General features: G+C 55.7%; 15 protein-coding genes. 10 read left to right on the top strand and 5 right to left on the bottom strand.

The window, feature by feature from the left end; all coding sequences use genetic code 11:
• The first annotated feature begins 168 nt into the window (after positions 1-168).
• The 4 genes from P0D70_RS03015 (at position 169) to P0D70_RS03000 (ending at position 6,879) form a co-directional block, all read left to right on the top strand.
• The gene (locus P0D70_RS03015) at positions 169-3,348 is read left to right on the top strand and encodes an efflux RND transporter permease subunit (protein ID WP_408182457.1); all 3,180 of its coding nucleotides are present in this window, start codon (positions 169-171) and stop codon (positions 3,346-3,348) included.
• Positions 3,349-3,371: 23 nt separating this feature from the next.
• On the top strand, positions 3,372-4,916 hold the full coding sequence (locus tag P0D70_RS03010) for an efflux transporter outer membrane subunit (RefSeq protein ID WP_408182452.1): 1,545 nt from the start codon (positions 3,372-3,374) through the stop codon (positions 4,914-4,916).
• 125 nt (positions 4,917-5,041) lie between these two features.
• The gene (locus tag P0D70_RS03005; RefSeq protein ID WP_408182449.1) at positions 5,042-6,052 is read left to right on the top strand and encodes a LysR family transcriptional regulator; all 1,011 of its coding nucleotides are present in this window, start codon (positions 5,042-5,044) and stop codon (positions 6,050-6,052) included.
• A gap of 311 nt (positions 6,053-6,363) precedes the next feature.
• Positions 6,364-6,879, top strand: a complete 516-nt coding sequence (locus P0D70_RS03000; RefSeq protein WP_408182445.1) for a GNAT family N-acetyltransferase — start codon at positions 6,364-6,366, stop codon at positions 6,877-6,879.
• Between the two features lie 986 nt (positions 6,880-7,865).
• Here the strand turns inward: P0D70_RS03000 and cyoE are convergent.
• From cyoE to P0D70_RS02985, 3 genes are all read right to left on the bottom strand, one after another.
• Positions 7,866-8,744: a heme o synthase gene (cyoE, locus tag P0D70_RS02995; protein ID WP_408182441.1), complete on the bottom strand. Its 879-nt coding sequence runs from the start codon at positions 8,742-8,744 to the stop codon at positions 7,866-7,868.
• Between the two features lie 66 nt (positions 8,745-8,810).
• Entirely contained in the window at positions 8,811-9,230 is a 420-nt protein-coding gene (locus tag P0D70_RS02990) for a CopD family protein (RefSeq protein ID WP_408182436.1), read from the bottom strand.
• 2 nt (positions 9,231-9,232) lie between these two features.
• Positions 9,233-9,568 carry a DUF3817 domain-containing protein gene (locus tag P0D70_RS02985; RefSeq protein ID WP_079491753.1) on the bottom strand — a complete coding sequence of 112 codons (336 nt, stop codon included), beginning with the start codon at positions 9,566-9,568 and terminating at the stop codon, positions 9,233-9,235.
• Between the two features lie 199 nt (positions 9,569-9,767).
• On the opposite strand from P0D70_RS02985, the gene P0D70_RS02980 reads away from it, so the two are divergent.
• The 6 genes from P0D70_RS02980 (at position 9,768) to P0D70_RS02955 (ending at position 15,205) form a co-directional block, all read left to right on the top strand.
• Positions 9,768-10,727, top strand: coding sequence for a GlxA family transcriptional regulator (locus P0D70_RS02980; RefSeq protein WP_408182931.1), 960 nt, complete (start codon positions 9,768-9,770; stop codon positions 10,725-10,727).
• 456 nt (positions 10,728-11,183) lie between these two features.
• Complete coding sequence (locus P0D70_RS02975) at positions 11,184-11,348, top strand: hypothetical protein (protein WP_408182430.1); 165 nt, start codon at positions 11,184-11,186, stop codon at positions 11,346-11,348.
• 44 nt (positions 11,349-11,392) lie between these two features.
• Complete coding sequence (locus P0D70_RS02970; protein WP_408182426.1) at positions 11,393-12,061, top strand: SCO family protein; 669 nt, start codon at positions 11,393-11,395, stop codon at positions 12,059-12,061.
• A 129-nt stretch (positions 12,062-12,190) separates the two neighbouring features.
• Positions 12,191-12,931 carry an SDR family NAD(P)-dependent oxidoreductase gene (locus P0D70_RS02965; RefSeq protein WP_408182420.1) on the top strand — a complete coding sequence of 247 codons (741 nt, stop codon included), beginning with the start codon at positions 12,191-12,193 and terminating at the stop codon, positions 12,929-12,931.
• Between the two features lie 681 nt (positions 12,932-13,612).
• Positions 13,613-14,188, top strand: coding sequence for a TetR/AcrR family transcriptional regulator (locus tag P0D70_RS02960; RefSeq protein WP_408182416.1), 576 nt, complete (start codon positions 13,613-13,615; stop codon positions 14,186-14,188).
• 6 nt (positions 14,189-14,194) lie between these two features.
• Positions 14,195-15,205, top strand: a complete 1,011-nt coding sequence (locus tag P0D70_RS02955) for an NAD-dependent epimerase/dehydratase family protein (protein ID WP_408182411.1) — start codon at positions 14,195-14,197, stop codon at positions 15,203-15,205.
• Between the two features lie 322 nt (positions 15,206-15,527).
• Here the strand turns inward: P0D70_RS02955 and P0D70_RS02950 are convergent, their stop codons facing one another.
• Positions 15,528-15,626, bottom strand: a complete 99-nt coding sequence (locus tag P0D70_RS02950; protein WP_408182407.1) for an AraC family transcriptional regulator — start codon at positions 15,624-15,626, stop codon at positions 15,528-15,530.
• A 222-nt stretch (positions 15,627-15,848) separates the two neighbouring features.
• The coding region (locus P0D70_RS02945; RefSeq protein WP_408182405.1) for a TonB-dependent siderophore receptor at positions 15,849-17,063 on the bottom strand (1,215 nt) is incomplete at its 5' end.

Here is a 17,063-nt window from a genome sequence, read left to right as displayed (position 1 = left end):
CGCTTCGTCGATTAGGCAAAGACTTCCGCGGTATCCAGCAGCTAAATTTGCCGTCATTACGGAGCTTCGCAGTGGCTTTTTCTCGCGCCATTTCTTTCGATGTCTTCATTCATGTCCTCGCCAATCGTGTTGCTGCGGGGATGAGCGGTTCGCCAAGTTAAGAGTCACATGAATATCTCGAAATTTTTCATCGACAGGCCAATATTTGCGTGCGTGCTGTCGGTCGTAATCCTCCTCGCAGGCACCATCGCGTTATTCAAGCTCCCGATCTCAGAGTATCCGAGCGTGGTTCCGCCTTCGGTGATCGTTCATGCTCAGTATCCGGGCGCGAATCCGAAAGTAATCGCGGAGGCGGTTGCATCGCCGATCGAAGAGCAAATCAATGGCGTCGAGAACATGCTGTACATGCAATCTCAGGCCAACTCTGACGGCAACCTGACGTTGACGGTTACCTTCGCTCTTGGCACAAATCCAGACCTCGCAACGGAACTCGTGCAGAACCGCGTGAATCAGGCTCTCCCGAGATTGCCGGACGACGTTCAGAAGTTGGGTGTAACGACGATCAAAAGTTCCCCGACGGTGACGATGTTCATGCACCTGATATCGCCAGATGGTCGGTACGACAACACTTATCTTCGCAATTACGCACTTATCAACATACGAGACAGGCTTGAGCGCATAAAGGGTGTGGGAGAGGTGCAACTTTGGGGTGGCGGCGACTATTCCATGCGCGTTTGGTTGGACCCTCAAAAGGTAGCTGAGCGAGATCTCACAGCAACTGAAGTCGTGAGCGCCATTCGGGAACAGAATGTACAGGTCGCTGCAGGCGTGGTCGGTGGTTCACCTGCTGTTCCCGGAACGCTTCTCCAGCTTTCAGTCAATGCACGTGGACGTCTAAAGACGGAGCAGGAGTTCGGCGCAATCATCGTTAAGTCATCTGCCACGGGTGCCGTCACGCATTTGCGCGACATCGCGAAGATAGAGCTTGGGGCCTCGGAGTATGGCTTACGTTCACTGCTGGACAACAAGCCCGCGATTGCTTTGTCGATCAACGAAGCGCCGGGTGCAAATTCGTTGCAGATTTCGGACGATGTTCGCGCGGCGATGAAAGAGCTGAGCGCAGATTTTCCGTCCGGACTTGAGTACAGAATCGTGTATGACCCGACCCGTTTCGTACGTTCGAGTATCGAAGCGGTGATTCACACATTGCTTGAGGCGATTACCTTAGTCGTGATTGTCGTGATCGTCTTTTTGCAGACGTGGCGTGCATCCATCATTCCGTTGTTGGCGGTTCCGGTTTCGATCGTGGGCACATTTTCTCTCCTGCTCGCATTTGGCTTTTCGATTAACGCGCTTTCATTGTTTGGGATGGTGTTGGCGGTCGGGATCGTCGTCGACGATGCAATTGTCGTTGTGGAGAATGTCGAGCGAAATATTGCGAGAGGGCTCAGTGCTCGCGATGCGACATACACTGCGATGCAGGAAGTGAGTGGACCTATTATCGCCATCGCCCTTACCCTCGTTGCGGTGTTTGTTCCGCTCGCATTCATGAGCGGCCTGACGGGGCAGTTTTACAAGCAGTTTGCGATGACGATTGCTATCTCGACGGTTATCTCTGCATTCAACTCGTTGACCCTTTCGCCTGCGTTGTCGGCACTCCTGCTGCGTAGTCATGACGCGAAGAAAGATGGCTTGACTCGTGTCATAGATAAGCTTTTTGGGGGATTTTTTCAACGCTTCAACACTTTGTTCAACGTTGGCTCGGAGAAATATAGTCGCGGCGTCGCGGGATCCCTGAAGCGCAAAGGAACAATGCTTGTGATCTACGGCGTTTTGCTAGGACTAACCGTCGTCATCACGCAAATCGTGCCGGGTGGGTTTGTTCCCGCACAGGACAAAGAGTATCTCATCTCCTTTGCCAAGTTGCCTAACGGCGCGTCACTTGATCGCACTGAAGAGGTGCTCAAGCAAATGGGCGAAATGGTGATGAAAGAACCTGGCGCGGCGCACGCCGTGGCGTTCCCAGGACTGTCTGTGAATGGATTTACAAACATTCCGAGCGCTGGCATCGTCTTTATCCCGCTAAAACCGTTCGACGAACGTAAGGGACACTCTGCGGCGGATATTGCAGCCTCACTCAACAAGAAATTTTCCTCGATCAAAGATGCATTCACGGCTGTCTTCCCACCCCCGCCGGTCCTGGGACTGGGAACGCTGGGAGGGTTCAAGATGCAACTTGAGGACCGCGGCGCTCTTGGCTACGAAGTACTTAACAAAGCCACGATGGATTTCGTAAAAAAAGCGTCGGCGACGCCGCAGCTCGGACCGACGTTTTCGAACTATGAGATTAATGTGCCGCAGTTGAACGTCGACCTCGACCGCGAGCGTGCGAAACAGCTCGGAGTTGCCGTGACCGATGTCTTCAACACTATGCAAACATATCTTGGATCCCTGTATGTGAACGATTTCAACAGGTTCGGCAGGGTGTATCAAGTCCGCGTACAGGCAGACCCACAATACCGGCGCAACGCTGACGATATCTTGCAGCTTAAGACGCGTAGCAGTAGTGGCGAGATGATCCCGCTTTCTTCGCTTATCACTGTCACCCCGACCTACGGTCCAGATATGGTCGTGCGTTACAACGGTTACACCGCGGCTGATATCAATGGTGGCCCAGCCCATGGTTACTCTTCAGATGAAGCAAAGGAAGCTGCTGAGAAAATCGCTGCCGAAGTTTTGCCCAAGGGAGTGAAATTTGAGTGGACTGACTTGACTTACCAGCAGGTACTGGCTGGAAACTCGGGGATGTGGATCTTCCCAATTAGCGTCTTGCTTGTGTTTTTGGTTTTGGCTGCGTTGTACGAAAGCCTTTCTCTGCCGCTCGCGGTCATTTTGATTGTGCCGATGAGCATTCTCAGTGCGTTGGCGGGAGTGTGGCTAACGCATGGCGACAACAATGTCTTTACGCAGATTGGGTTGATGGTGCTCGTTGCGCTCGCATCTAAGAACGCGATCCTCATCGTGGAGTTCGCTCGTGAACTGGAGCATGACGGCCGAACAGCAGTGCAGGCCGCAATCGAGGCTAGTAGGCTGAGACTACGACCGATCTTGATGACGTCTATCGCGTTCATCATGGGTGTCGTTCCACTTGCTTTGTCAACCGGCGCTGGTTCCGAAATGCGGCAGGCGATGGGAATCGCCGTTTTCTTCGGGATGCTTGGGGTGACCCTGTTTGGTCTGATGCTAACGCCTGTCTTCTACGTGGTGCTGCGAATCTTGGCCGGCGGGAAGATTCACGTCGCGCAGAAAGACATCTCACACGAGATCGCACATTTGTCGGATCTCTAATGATTACAATGTTTAAGAATAGTATGTTCAGCCCATCGATGTTCAGACGAGGTTCTCATCACGCGGTAGTCAGCGTTATCGCCGTGGCTGTTCTGTCCGCATGTTCGAGCGCACCGACGTACATGCGACCGGACGCGTCGGTACCAGATGCCTTCAAGGAACTGCCTCTACCGTCCGGGAAGACGGGTTCTCCAGTAGACGGAGCTAGTACAGAAGCTTGGAAAACTGCGAAGCCTGCCGAGGACTCCTTTCGTGGCGAGTGGTGGCGTGTATTCAGCGACCCTACTCTCGACGCGCTGGAGAAACAGGCGGCGGACGCAAATCAGGACTTGAAGGCCGCTGCTGCGCGCGTGCAGCAGGCACGGGCGCTGGTGCAGTCGACGCGTTCCTCGTGGTTTCCGTCTATCGGGACAGGATTCGGGCCAACGCGACAACATCTGTCGCCTGCTTCCCAGTTCTTGCCCGACAACACGGAGGTTCCAGACCAGACATTGTGGCGCGCGCAGGTCTCAGCGTCGTACGAGGCCGATCTTTTCGGGCGAGTTAGTGACAACGTGAGCGCGTCTCGTTCCGATGAAGCACAAAGCGAAGCACTGTTCCGGTCCGTACAACTGGCTCTGCAGGCTGATGTGGCAGAGAACTACTTTCAGCTTCGCGAATTCGATACGCAGCTTGGGCTCTACCGTAAGACGGTGGCATTGCGCGAGGACGCGCTGAAACTCGTTGAAAGCCGCTTCAATGCAGGGGAGGTAAGTGACCTCGATGTATCGAGGGCGCGAAGCGAGTTGGCGACAGCGCGTGCCGATGCTGTCGGCGTCGCTCGCCAGCGGGCAGCCTCTGAGCATAGCCTTGCAATTCTGCTCGGCAAGCCGCCGGCTGACTTCGCGTTTCCGGAGACCCCGCTTGCGCCAGTCCAGGCGCGTATTCCAGCAGGCCTTCCTTCCTCGCTGTTGGAGCGCCGCCCGGACATTGCCGCGGCAGAGCGTGCTATGGCGTCAGCGAACGCTCGGGTGGGCTTGGCAAAGTCAGCGTTTTTTCCTCAATTGGACATCACTGGAGCATTTGGTTACGAGTCTGCCACGTTGGGCGATTTATTCCAGTGGTCCACCCGAGCCTTCTTGTTGGGGCCTTTTGCAGGGACTGTGTTGACGTTGCCGATTTTCGATGGTGGACGTCGGAGCGCGAATCTTGCCAAGGCACGCGCGAAGTTCGACGAGGACGTCGCCCAGTATCGTCAGCAGGTTCTCGTTGCATTCAAAGAGGTCGAAGACAGTCTGTCCAATCTTCGATTACTTGACGATCAGATCCGCGAACAGGGGTTTGCGATGTCCGCATCCGAACGTGCGGAGCACCTGTCGACAACGCAGTATAAAGAAGGGCAAGTCAGCTACCTAGATGTAATTGACTCTCAGCGGCAGGTGTTGCAATCGCAGCTGCGATCTAGTCATTTGGCCGGTGAACAAGCTGTCTCCACTGTTGCTTTGATTCGTGCGCTGGGAGGAGGCTGGGATGAACCGAAGACGCCAGTTGGAAGCGAATGGGGAAGTCAGCAAACCGTCGAACGTTGATTTGTCACTCCGAGTCGAGAGGGTTATAGAGCGCCTCTCGACTCCGACTGCCTTCAGCTTAATGGAGCGTCAGGCCGCGACTTCAAAGGAGCTGCCCAGCGTATCCTGTAAAAAAGGGGAATACCGTGGACCGGATACATGCGATGCAGGTCTTTACTCGCATCGTCGACGCGAACAGTTTTTCGCGAGCGGCCGACACGCTCAACTTGCCGCGCGCTTCAGTCACGAACATCATTCAAAATCTCGAAGCACATCTAAAAGTAAGACTACTTCAACGAACCACGCGTAGACTGAGCCTAACGCTAGACGGCGCTGCCTACTACGAGCGCTGTGTGCGGATACTTGCCGAAGTGGAGGAGGCAGAGAGCGCGTTCTTGACCAGTAGTAAGGTCCCTCGTGGGCGGCTACGAATTGACATGCCTGGCGCGCTCGGACGACTTCTCGTGATGCCCGAGCTATTCGACTTTCAGGCGAGGTACCCGGCAATGGAGCTCGCGCTTGGCTTCAATGACAGACGCGTGGATCTCATCCAGGAAGGGGTCGACTGCGCGATACGGGTGGGCGCTCTTGAGGACTCGAGTCTTGTCGCCCGGCGTATCGGCCTGGTTCAGTGCGTCACCGCCGTCGCTCCCCGATACCTCGCTTCGCACGGTGCCCCGCAGACAGTCGATGCTCTGCAAGAGCATACAGCAGTGAAGTACTTTACCAACCAGTCTGGACGTGTCGTAGACCTGGATTTTGTCGTTGGAGCACAAGCGGTCCAGGTCAAGATGCGGGGGATGGTCGCAGTCAACGACGCGGAAGCTTACCTGAGCTGTGGAGTTAAGGGCCTTGGAATCATCCAGGTACCGCTCTTCATGGCCGAATCGCACTTGGAGGCTGGCGAACTCATCGAAGTGTTGCCGGAATTCAAACCTTTGCCGCAACCAATCTCAGCGGTCTATCCGCACAAACTCCATTTGTCGCCGAAGGTCCGAGTGTTTGTCGATTGGATAGCGGAACTTTTCGCGCGTTGTAACATATGCAAGGACGAGCAGGCAGTGCAACAACAGTCTATTGAGATTGCCCCCGGGAAATCGGAACCTACTTGCCATCGTACGTTAACCCAAGCAAAGCTGGAGCGCCTGTATGCGTAAGCCGAAACATGATCCTGCGTACTCGAGACGAAATTGCCTTCTTACGGAGACTGTCCATAAAGCCGTGACTGACAATGTAGCACTTGAGCAGTTCTCGGTGTTAGACGAGCTACCGCCAACGATTCCAGAATGGCGGCCGTTTATCAGGTGCGAGATGCCAGATGAATGATGCAACAGCCGTCGGCACATGTGGTCAGGGCCGGCCTTTCTTTTGCGAACACAGTCAACTAATTGCATTGGAATGAGCGGTCAAAATGTGATTGAGACCGACAATGCAGTGTGGTCGGTAGTTACTCCGGACAACGTCACCCTTGAACCAGATTATGGATATACGTAAAGCGTCATTATCTGACGCGCAAGCCATCAGTATCGTGGCCGCTCGTACGTTTGCGCTGGCCTGCCCAGCGGGAACGCCGGATATAGAATTGCAAAAGTACATCGATGAAAACCTCATGCCTTCTTCCTTCAGGAGCGCCTTGTCGGATGGGAATTTCGATATTCGCGTATTGGACGAAATGGGGACCGTTATCGGATTTAGCGTGGTCACTCTTGCTCCCGAAGCATTGAACTTGCCTTTGGCAGATGGTGTCCCAGAATTGACGCGGTGTTACGTACTACCGACCTACCATGGAACCGGGGCTGCACAACGTTTACTCTCAGCCAGCCTTGCCGAACTGCATACTCGTGTCCGGCTCACGGTGAACGATCAAAACACAAGGGCAATACGTTTTTACTCGCGGAATGGATTTTCAACTGTCGGCGAAACATCATTCAAGTGTGGTGACGACATTCACCGAGACCTGGTGATGATCCGAATGCCAATCTGATTGGTCAGCTAATCGGCCGATGCCGGTTGTACACCAGTATCCGTGCGTATGCGAGTCTTTTCATAATTGCCTACCTTGGCAATCGTAGCGGCGTGAGTTGCGCGATAACGTCCGACCGTATAAGAGGCTGGGAATTCGTTGACGTAATTGAGGCATGTTGATTTGCACCGAATCCTGATTCTCCCCAGAATCTGGATCAGCGTTGCGAACTCCTCCAGCGTCGCTTCGCCAAGGTTCAGATCGACTCCGTTGGCCATGCGCACGCCCAAGGCGAGTGTCAGCCGCTGAGGCTTCGCAGCCGGTTGCGAGGCAGGAGTGACAACTGGAACGAATGCGGGCGCCATTACTGCAGGCACAGCGGACGGGGTTACGTCGATAACGTCACCATCGGATTGCGTGCCCGGCGCAGACATCGCCGGATGGGTGCGCTGTGCCTGATTGAAGGCACAGCCGCCGGATCAGTGCATCCCTTGCCCTTCGTCATACTCGTGTCGGCCGCCACGCTTCTGGCCGACCACTAGCCGGCTATGCAGATCCTGGTTCTCAATCATGTCTCTGGTGCTGGGTGTTTACGTGAACACTTAGCTTCTGCGAGTAACGAGCCCGACGCTTGGGCGTCGACACCTTATCGCTTACGATGAATCGAAGCATCGAATCATCGGGAAACTGATGTTGCCGACCTATTGGTGATCTTGCGGAAATAGTGCTTCTTGTCGTCGATCGCGGCTAAACGCACCGAGTGGGGATTATGTCGGCAACGTGTCGCTGAAAGATGACCGCTGATCCGATAGCATGTATAGGAAACTATGCTGTCTGGATTTGTTCAATTGCGCAAATTGAGCCCAAAGCGGCATTGCAATATTTGCGATCTCGACATGTTCAGCATCGCACAGTTGGATTGTAGGCGTGGTGCGTAGTTTGATGGTTCCTCATTGCTCTTGGAGAAGGAGACCGTCGTTGCTCATTTCAAGCAACGAGGCAGCGCCTTATAGCATACCTATGTGTGACGGACTAAATCGGTCAATCGACATCGCGATGCTTAAGATCGTGACGACTGCAATCGAGGCAAAAAATAACTGTCGGGCCCAGCGGATATCGTCTTGCGCTTTCAATCCACGCAACGCAATCCAGAACCAGATGATACCGCTTGCCTGCGCTGCGAAAAGATAAATGACCCCGGCATACCCGAGCGGAACAAGTAGCGTCGCCGCACAGGTAAAGGCGAGTATGTAGCCGATGATGTGGCGTTTTGCGGCGAGTGTTCCCTTGACTATCGGATAGACTGGAATCGCGGCGGCGCGATAGTCTGACGAACGGAAGATTGCGATGGCGTACGAGTGAGGCATCTGCCAGATGCAAAACATTATCAATAAGATGAGCGCCGCCATGTCAAATCTACCGCTTGCCGCACAGTAGCCAACTACCGGCGGCATCGCACCCGATACGCTGCCAACCATCGTCCCGTGAATGGACTTGCGCTTAAATAGAAGTGTGTATACACCTGCATAAACGATGTAGCCAACGAGTAAGAGCAACACCGCCACGAGGCATTTGGTGCCTTGATAGAGAAGGATGAATCCCGCTAGGGCGAGAAGCCCCGCAAACAACAGCGCGGCGTGAGTGGGGATCTCGCCGCTGACCATGGGCCGAGTGCGGGTCCTGGCCATCAATGCATCAATGTCTCGGTCGACGACGTTGTTGACTGCGCATCCAGAACCGATGACAAGAGCGACGCTCAACAAGACGAGCACGAATTGAAGCCAATCAATAGTGCTCCGCAACGCCAAGAAATAGCCGCCACTGAGCGAAACCATATTTCCGAGAACAATTCCGGGCTTGGTCAGTTTTAGATACGAGCGATACATTGGATCGTAGTAGTGAGGCGAAAGTTGGAAACTTTCGGAAGCGCAATGTCGCGAAGCGCATATCCCTCAGAAGGGCTTGGCGACGGCCAGTATCGCAATGATGACTGCGCAAGTTACCGCCACCGGCAGCGACGCATGCAGTGGTCTGATCGAGGCGCCTTGACAGATGCGACGCAGTCTCCCGGACTGCATACCGTGCACGGCGGAGAGAATGACAACGAAAACCAGTTTGACGCTCAGCCACGGTGCGTTGAACCAGTGGCCTGCGCCTCCAATCCCTAATCCCAAGGCCCAGACGAGGAGCATGGCGGGCGTGGTGATGATGTGATCCCAACGCCGGATGTCTGCAGCAAGCGTTCGAATGCCGGGAGAGTCGGTCGTGACCATATGGAGGAAGACTCCAACGGACACGACTCCACCGAAAAAGATTAGTACTGACGCTACGTGCAATGCTTTCAGCCACGGATAGTAAATTGCGACGTTCATGATTATTTGCCGTTTCTTATTGAAGCCATCTTGCGGGACAGAAGGGTGCGATTGAAAAATGCGCCGAAAGGTATGAAGGCGCAAATAATGACGCGAGCTATCTCGCGTATACGCCAGCCACCGCCGGTCACTGTCTGAACCGTGAACCACAGATAAGCGCAAAAGGCCAATCCGTGGACTGGTCCCATAAACCGCACGCCTGTTGGCCACCCGTACAGATGTTTAAGAGGGACAGCGATAACGAGCAGGAACAGAAGAGTCGTGCCCTCAACGAGAGAGGCGAACTCAAGACGACGAAGTTGCGCCAGTTCGATGTCTCGGTAGTTGTCGCGAGTCATGTCTTTGCTTGTCGATTCGTGAGAGTGACTAATGAGGCAGTGATGCACCAAGCGGCTGCCGGTTGTGCGAGCATGAGATTTCCCTTTTAGGCGCGACCTTTATACCCTTGCGATAACGAACTTGTAAGTGGCAGAATTGACGAAATGTGATAGGTTCCTGCCAATGGCTAAAATGTCGCATTCAAGCAGGGGAACAATGGTGCAAACAGTGGCGGTTCTCGCGTTACATGGGGTTGTTCCTTTCGACCTGGGCATTGCATGCGATATCTTCTCGCGAGTGCGGACGGTCGATGGCGACGAAGCTTACCGCGTCCTTGTTTGCGGCGAGTCGTCCCGCGTTCGCGCTGGGCACTTCGACATCCATGCGCCTTGGCGGCTGGAACCAATGATGGACGCGGATATTCTGATCGTCCCTGGTGTCGAAGACATCAACCTGGTCGTTTCGTCGGCCGTGAAGAAGGCATTGCGACTTGCAAGCGACCGAGGGGCGCTGGTTGCGTCCATATGCACCGGTGCATTCGTACTTGCGTCGACGGGGTTACTTGACGGCAAACGCGCGACAACCCACTGGACCGTGGTAGATGAGTTTGCAGATCGGTTTCCTGCAGTTACCGTAGATCCTGATGTGCTGTTTGTTGATGAGGGTAACGTGGTTACGTCAGCAGGTTCTTCTGCAGGGTTGGACATGTGCTTTCACCTGATTGGCCGGCAGCACGGACAGGCGGTAGCCTCATATGCTGCGCGGCTTGCGGTGGCGCCTCTTTTTCGTGACGGCGGACAGGCGCAGTTTATTCAGCAGACCGCTTCACTTACATCCAGCAGCCTCGCTCCATTGCTGGAATGGATGCTATCGAATTTGGACCAACCGATCGACGTCACCTCGCTGGCGAAGCGCGCGTCAATGACGCCGCGGACGTTCGCTAGACGATTTCGGGACCAAACTGGAACTACGCCCATCCAGTGGTTACTCAAATCAAGAGTCCGTCGCGCTCAAGAATTGCTAGAGACAACGTCAGCTTCGGTCGATCAAGTCGCCGTTGCTGTGGGATTCGATTCGCAAGTTACGTTCAGAGCTCGTTTCCGGAGCGTTGTTGGTCTGACGCCCAGCTCATACAGACGACGTTTCAGTACTGCATCACCCTCGACGCAAGCAGAATAACTGTACATCGATATCAAGTGCGTTCTTGGTAGGCAGTCGCAAGCCGGCCTTCAGCTCTCTGGCTCGATGCCCCTTGTGGTGTTGAGCGCGACTTCACCACGCTCGAGCGCGAAAGTACCTCGCAGAGCGCAGAAGCAAGCCGTCGCTTACTCGCGTTGGGTTTGGCAAAAAACGAGGGAAATATGACGTGGCGAATCGTGCTGAAGCCCCATAAGATTCCCTGCAACGTACAAGACGCTTCGAGCCGCACACCGAAGGGAATATTTGCCATCAATCGAAGGTTCGCTCCCTCGCACGGAAGCAGGGTTGACGCAGCGGTGGATGCTGTACGTTCTCGATGAGACCGTTTTGTCTCAATCTAGCTTCTGGGCAGGCGGCCGGCGGGATTGAGATAACGCACTTAGTATTTTGGAGCCTTCCGGCGTCAAAGGCATTGCGGTAGGTCAGGTGCACTTCATGGAACGTATGAAAGAACTTACGCGAGATCGCGCTTATTCAACGGATCTGCAGGCGAGGATGCGTCGACAGGCGCTGAAGTTGGGAAGCATCGTTATCGCCATTCTGACCTTGTCTTTATTGGTGCCGCTCTTTGTCAAGATTGCAGTTAGATATTTTTTCTAAGACGTCCCATACCACAAGATGCACAGTGTTAGATTCACGCTTCTATGACGACCAACAATAGACTTGGCAAGACAATACGCGCCCGAATTTTGTCCGGTATTGAAGAATGTGGCATCAAGATTCGTATTTTATGTGCGGTCATAGTGGTGCTCGGGACCTGCGCATTAGCCGGCTGTCAACGCGAGGAGTCGTGGCGTCTCACTACTGTGGACAATCAGATGCCCTCACTCGACTTCACGCTGACTCGCGCTAAAGACGGCAAAGCCGTCACTAGCAAGGACTATCGTGGGCAGATCGTCGTTCTGGAGTTCGGTTACACGTTTTGCCCCGACGTCTGTCCCACGACGTTATCCAACCTGACTTCTGCGCTAGCCCAGATCGGCGACAAAGCGAAGGCTGTCCGCGTGCTTTTTGTGACGGTGGATCCAGATCGCGATACCCTTAATTCGCTCAATCGTTATGGGGCGGCCTTCTCTCCTCAAATTGACGGATTACGCGGAACAGCGAGTCAACTTGAATACCTTGCGCATAGGTATCGAGTAGCATATTCGGTATCACCATCGAAGGATCCGAGAGAGTACAAGGTAATGCACAGTTCAATCATTTTCATCTTTGATCGAACTGGCAGAATTAAGTTGCTGTCGACAAATCCCGATAACGTGGGTGATTTGGCACACGATCTTGAACAACTTGTTGAAGAACAGAAAGGTTGAGGTATCCGCCATCGTCGAAGTGCCGCTTTTTGGTGACGGATTGTGAGCAAGTATGCCGCTGAAGCAATTTGAACAATGTGTTGGTGTCGTTCCATGTCGGACCAGACATAAATTAACGGGAACTTTCAGATGGAAGGCTTGAAGGGCAAGCGCGCTCTGATTACAGGTGCTGCACGCGGTATTGGCGCGGGAATTGCGATGACGCTCGCGGATCGGGGCGCTGATGTAGTTATCACCTACGAGCGGGCGGTGGATCGAGCCGCGGATTTGGTCGATGCTATCCGAAAGAAGGGTCGGCGAGCTTACGCCATCCAGGCAGATAGCGCCGATGCCGCCGCCGTCAAGCGGTCCGTCGACGAGGCGTCGGCTCAGTTGGGCGGGCTTGACATTCTGGTGAATAACGCGGGCGTACTCTTTTCGAACCCGCTGGAAGAGATGGACGTTGATGTGATCGATAAGATTATCGCGGTCAACGTTCGTTCCGTGGTGCTCGCATCTAAGGCTGCTCTCGCGCATCTGAGCGAAGGCGGTCGAATCATCTCCATCGGATCTTGCCTTGCGGAGCGCGTAGCGATTCCGGAAGTAACCGTGTATTCCATGTCAAAGTCCGCGCTGCTTTCGTTCACGCGAGGCTTGGCACGGGAACTCGGTCCGCGAAACATTACGGTGAACCTGGTGCATCCGGGCCCGACCGATACTGATATGAACCCTGCCGATGGACCGACCGCCGACTTCTTGCGGTCGCAGATGGCACTCGGCCGTTTTGGTCAAGTCGAAGACGTGGCCGCAGCCGTTGCCTTTTTAGCAGGGCCGAGCGGACGACACATCACCGGCACTGGGCTAGTGGTCGATGGTGGAATCAATGCGTAAGAAAGCTAGTCGGCGATCGGCGACGATGGCCGACAAAGATTGTCTGCCACGCAGGCTGCGAGGCGATCTTTAACTAAAGGAGTTGCTGGCCAGTTGGTGAAAGGCAAACCCCGATCGGGCGTCCATCGAGATTCACGAAGTTTTGCTACTTAAGATGGCCCACTCCTCCTCACAGCCCAGCTTTCCTAAGTTGCCGCGCACGGTTCTACGCCGTGCCTTTTTTTCAGATGGCGCCTTTCGAAAGGGCTACTAAATCGTCTTTCGACTGAGGCTGGGAGTCGTTGACTTTTGCTGTCGAAGTGCAGAATTGGGCGGTGAACGCGGTGAACGCGGTGAACGCGGTGAACGCGGTGAACGCGGTGAAGTGTCGAGGCCAAAGAGGGGAGGGCGCAAATAATAGCGTACGGTTGGCGACCATTCAGGGTTTGTAGGCTGGAACGGGGCGCAGCCCATCGGTTCGCTTATGGTGTCACCGGCGGCGAGCTGATCGCGCGCAAATAACCCGGCGCATCGTCCTTTCGGGCGACGCGGCCCGCTGCGTGGCCTTCGGATACGCGTCCATCCGTCCGACCCAAGAGCTCCCAGAACGGATTCATAAACCGCCATCTCCAATTCTGTGAACATAGTCGTTCGCCTATTGCATTGCTATATAAATCGCTATATCGGTGCTATATTGGCGGCATGGATACACCTACCGCCCTGCTTGCGGCGGCGCTGAAGGTTCTTGAAGAGGAAGGCGAGGCGCAGTTTTCGACGCGCGCCGTCTGCGCCCTGGCGGGCGTTACCGCACCAACGCTTTACCACCACTACGGCAGCGCCGACGGGCTGCTGAGTGCCGCAATGGAGGAGGCGTTCACGCAGTTTCTGAAAAGCAAAGGGGCAGCCGCGCAATCATCCGATCCCGTTGCCGTCCTACGTGATGGCTGGGATGATTACGTGCGCTTTGCGGCGGCACGGCCCAGGCTCTATGCAGCGATGTTGGGACGTGTTCTCCAGGGCGCGCAGATACCGGCTGCCCATCAAGCATTCGCAGTCCTTATTGAGCGCATTTCGGCCATCGCCGCTCAAGGGTCGCTTGCGCTCGCTGTGGAAGTCGCGGCAGATGTGATGTGGGCGTCGGCTAACGCTGCTTCTCTGCTCTACGTCACAGCGCAATTGCGCCATGCGGCGGCACCCACGTCGGACGTTCTTGTGGACATCCGCGAGAACGCCATGCGCTCAATTCTGACAGCAGACGCGATGGATACGAAAGGTTGATCGACCATGAAAATTCTCGTTACTGGGGGCTCCGGCCTTCTCGGCAGTCGCTTGCTCCCCACCCTCGCAGGGGCGGGCCATCAGGTCTTTGCGCTAGCGCGCTCGGCGTCGTCCCGTGAAAGGGTGCGGGAACTGGGCGCGCAGCCTGTTGATGGCGATCTGGAAAACAACGCTCCGCTGGTACTGCCCGCGCTTGATGCCATAGTTCATGCGGCAGCCATGTTTCGCTTCTCCGGACCGCGCGCGCCGTTCTTTCACGCAAACGTCGATGGCACCGCCAGATTGCTGGCAGCGGCAAAGCAGGTAGGGGTTGCTAATTTCGTTCATATCAGTGCGGCTGGCGTCATTATGGACGAGTTAGGCACGCCCACTAGGAATGCCGATGAGAGTGCGCCGACATTTGTGGACCACTTTTCGGCATATCTGGCAAGCAAGGCACAGGCTGAACGAATCGTGCTCGCGGCCACGGAGCCGGGTTTTCGCACCATTGCATTGCGCCCACCAATAATCTGGGGGCCTGGTGATCCGTTCAGTCGCGAACTTCCCCGTGCGATCAAGACAGGACAGTTTGCTTTCATCGGCCATGGCGACTATGCGTTCTCCACTTGCCACGTGGATAACGTCGTCGAAGCGGTCCAGTGTGCGCTAACACGCGGTGAGGGAGGTCGGGCCTTTTTCATCACCGATCAGGAGACGCAGACGTTCCGTGAGTTCATATATTTGATTGCACGCGTGCAGGGCCTTTCCGTCAATGGATTGCGTTCACTGCCTTATTGGCTGGCATCAGCCGCAGGGCGGTTGATGGATGCCGTCTGGGCCATCCTGCGGAAAAACAGCGACCCGCCCCTGTCGCGTTCAATGGTGCGCATGATCGGGCGGGAATTCAGTGTGAATGATGGCGCAGCACGCCGCGAGCTAGGATATGTCGGAATGATCTCGCGGGACGATGGATTGCGAAGCTATGGCTCGCGCAGCCTCCGGGAACGCAACCGTGAAAGACCCTCGGCTTGCTCTTGAGGAATATGATCCAGTTTCACGCCGTCATTTTTGGGCGAATTGCAGGCTATCGATGCTCGGATTCGAATGGCACTGACGGAGCGATGTTTGCTCAAGCCCGACTGTCCATTCGAGACACGCTTCTATTCCGTCTGCCGAAGGCGGTTCGTCTTCGGTGCAGTGCAGAGAAAGCCTCGTGACCGTTAGCGACGTGTGGCCGCGATCGTCGCGGGTCAAGCTCAGACGCGGGCCTGCCGTCGACGCTGGATCGGATTATAGAGCAGATCCATGCGCGGTTTCGTTTTAGCGCGCGCCGTTGCCCGATAGTCCGGCTGGACGGCGCTCACGGTTGAAGCGATTCGTCTCGCGGTGAGTACCCAAATCTACGCTTATATGCCGTGCTGAAATGGCTGGCATTTGTGAACCCAGAAGAATAGGCCACGCTCGCTACGGACTGCCGTTTGCAGCGTACAGAGGTGTGGTGCGCGAGCGCTGGCTCGCTACGCGGGGCGGTTCACCGCGCCGGAGTGCGAAAGGCACCCCAGGTAGCGGCGTTCGCGCCACACCTCTCAGCAGGGGCGACCGTTTCCCCTGCGAAGACAGTCTGCATGAGCGGATTTGTGCACGTTCAAACTAGCGGTTATATCAATCATATGCAGATTCCTCAGATGCGAGCTTTGAGCGTCAGATAGAGAGAGCGTGCTTGGACGGGCATTACAACCGGGAAGGAGAAATATTCGTAAGCCGTATAGACATGACGATTTGCCAGATTGACGGCCGACAGCCCAATCGAGTAGCGACCGAAGCTGTATTCGGCTTGTGCGTCAAACAATGCGTACCCGGGTACGGCGACGGTATTGGGCAGCGTGACCTCGCGGGCGCTGAAAGCTGTAATGCCGGCGCCGATCGACAGCCCGCTGGCGGGGCCGCTGAGTACCCGGTAGCGTAGCGCGATGCGTCCGCTGTGCTTCGGCACGCGCGCGAGCGTGTCGCCAACCGGAATGGCATTGTCTTCTGTCACTGTGGCGCGTGTATAGGCGTAGTTCATCAGCATGGAGAAGGCCGACGCGGGCTCCCACACCAGATCGGTCTCGAAACCTCGAGCGCGCTGCTGGCTGGTCTGGATCGAATAGAGCGGATTGTTCGGGTCGGGCGTTGCCACGTTGTCGCGCGTCTGCTGGAAGAGGGCCAACGTGCCGGACAGGCCGATGTTGGTCAGCGCCAGCTTCAGGCCGGCTTCGACGTTGCGGGAGGTCTCCGGCTTCGGCGATCCGAGGCCTACATAACCGAATGCGGCGCGAAAGGCGGTGGCATACGCCGCATATATCGCGACGCCCGGCGTGAGGTCGAAGCTCGCACCGATGCGCGGCGAGACATGGTGGAAGGTGTCGTCGGTACCCTGTTCCGCTTCGCGGAAATTGAGCTGCGTGAAGCGCAGCGAACCGGTCAGATGCAGCCGCCCGTAGGTCGCCTGATCCTGCACGTAGGCGGCGATCGTCTCGTAGCGGTCCGTTTGAGTCAACGTGAGTGGCGCAAGCGCGCCGAACGCGAGGTTATAAGCGGGCTGTGCGAGGTCCTGCGTACCGACCGGCACGCCGGTGAAACCCATGCCGGAGAAGAAATCGGTGTGATCGTAGTCGATGCCCGCGAGCAGCTCGTGGCGACCGCCCAGCGCGTTGACCTTTGCGAGCACGTTGGCGTCGAAGGTGGCCTCGTTGGTGTTCGTCTGCATGGTCAGCGGCAGGATCGGGTACGTGGTCGGGTCGGGCGGATAGGCAGCGGGATAAACGAAGCTGCCATATTCGGGAAGGCTGCTGTGGTAATAGCGCCCACTCACCGTCAGCCGAAGGTTGTCGTTGAAGTCGTGCTGGAGCTGAAC

This window comes from Paraburkholderia sp. RL17-381-BIF-C (assembly GCF_046026435.1).
Classification (GTDB): domain Bacteria; phylum Pseudomonadota; class Gammaproteobacteria; order Burkholderiales; family Burkholderiaceae; genus Paraburkholderia.
Note: the sequence above shows the minus strand (reverse complement) of the source record. Positions and strands in the feature narration are given on the sequence as shown.

Excerpts from the sequence above, each read along its gene's own strand:
- P0D70_RS03015 (WP_408182457.1), top strand. The coding sequence starts at position 169 with ATGAATATCTCGAAATTTTTCATCGACAGGCCAATATTTGCGTGCGTG.
- P0D70_RS03010 (WP_408182452.1), top strand. The coding sequence starts at position 3,372 with ATGTTCAGCCCATCGATGTTCAGACGAGGTTCTCATCACGCGGTAGTC.
- cyoE (WP_408182441.1), bottom strand. The coding sequence starts at position 8,744 with ATGTATCGCTCGTATCTAAAACTGACCAAGCCCGGAATTGTTCTCGGA.
- P0D70_RS02990 (WP_408182436.1), bottom strand. The coding sequence starts at position 9,230 with ATGAACGTCGCAATTTACTATCCGTGGCTGAAAGCATTGCACGTAGCG.
- P0D70_RS02985 (WP_079491753.1), bottom strand. The coding sequence starts at position 9,568 with ATGACTCGCGACAACTACCGAGACATCGAACTGGCGCAACTTCGTCGT.
- P0D70_RS02975 (WP_408182430.1), top strand. The coding sequence starts at position 11,184 with ATGGAACGTATGAAAGAACTTACGCGAGATCGCGCTTATTCAACGGAT.
- P0D70_RS02970 (WP_408182426.1), top strand. The coding sequence starts at position 11,393 with ATGACGACCAACAATAGACTTGGCAAGACAATACGCGCCCGAATTTTG.
- P0D70_RS02965 (WP_408182420.1), top strand. The coding sequence starts at position 12,191 with ATGGAAGGCTTGAAGGGCAAGCGCGCTCTGATTACAGGTGCTGCACGC.
- P0D70_RS02960 (WP_408182416.1), top strand. The coding sequence starts at position 13,613 with ATGGATACACCTACCGCCCTGCTTGCGGCGGCGCTGAAGGTTCTTGAA.
- P0D70_RS02955 (WP_408182411.1), top strand. The coding sequence starts at position 14,195 with ATGAAAATTCTCGTTACTGGGGGCTCCGGCCTTCTCGGCAGTCGCTTG.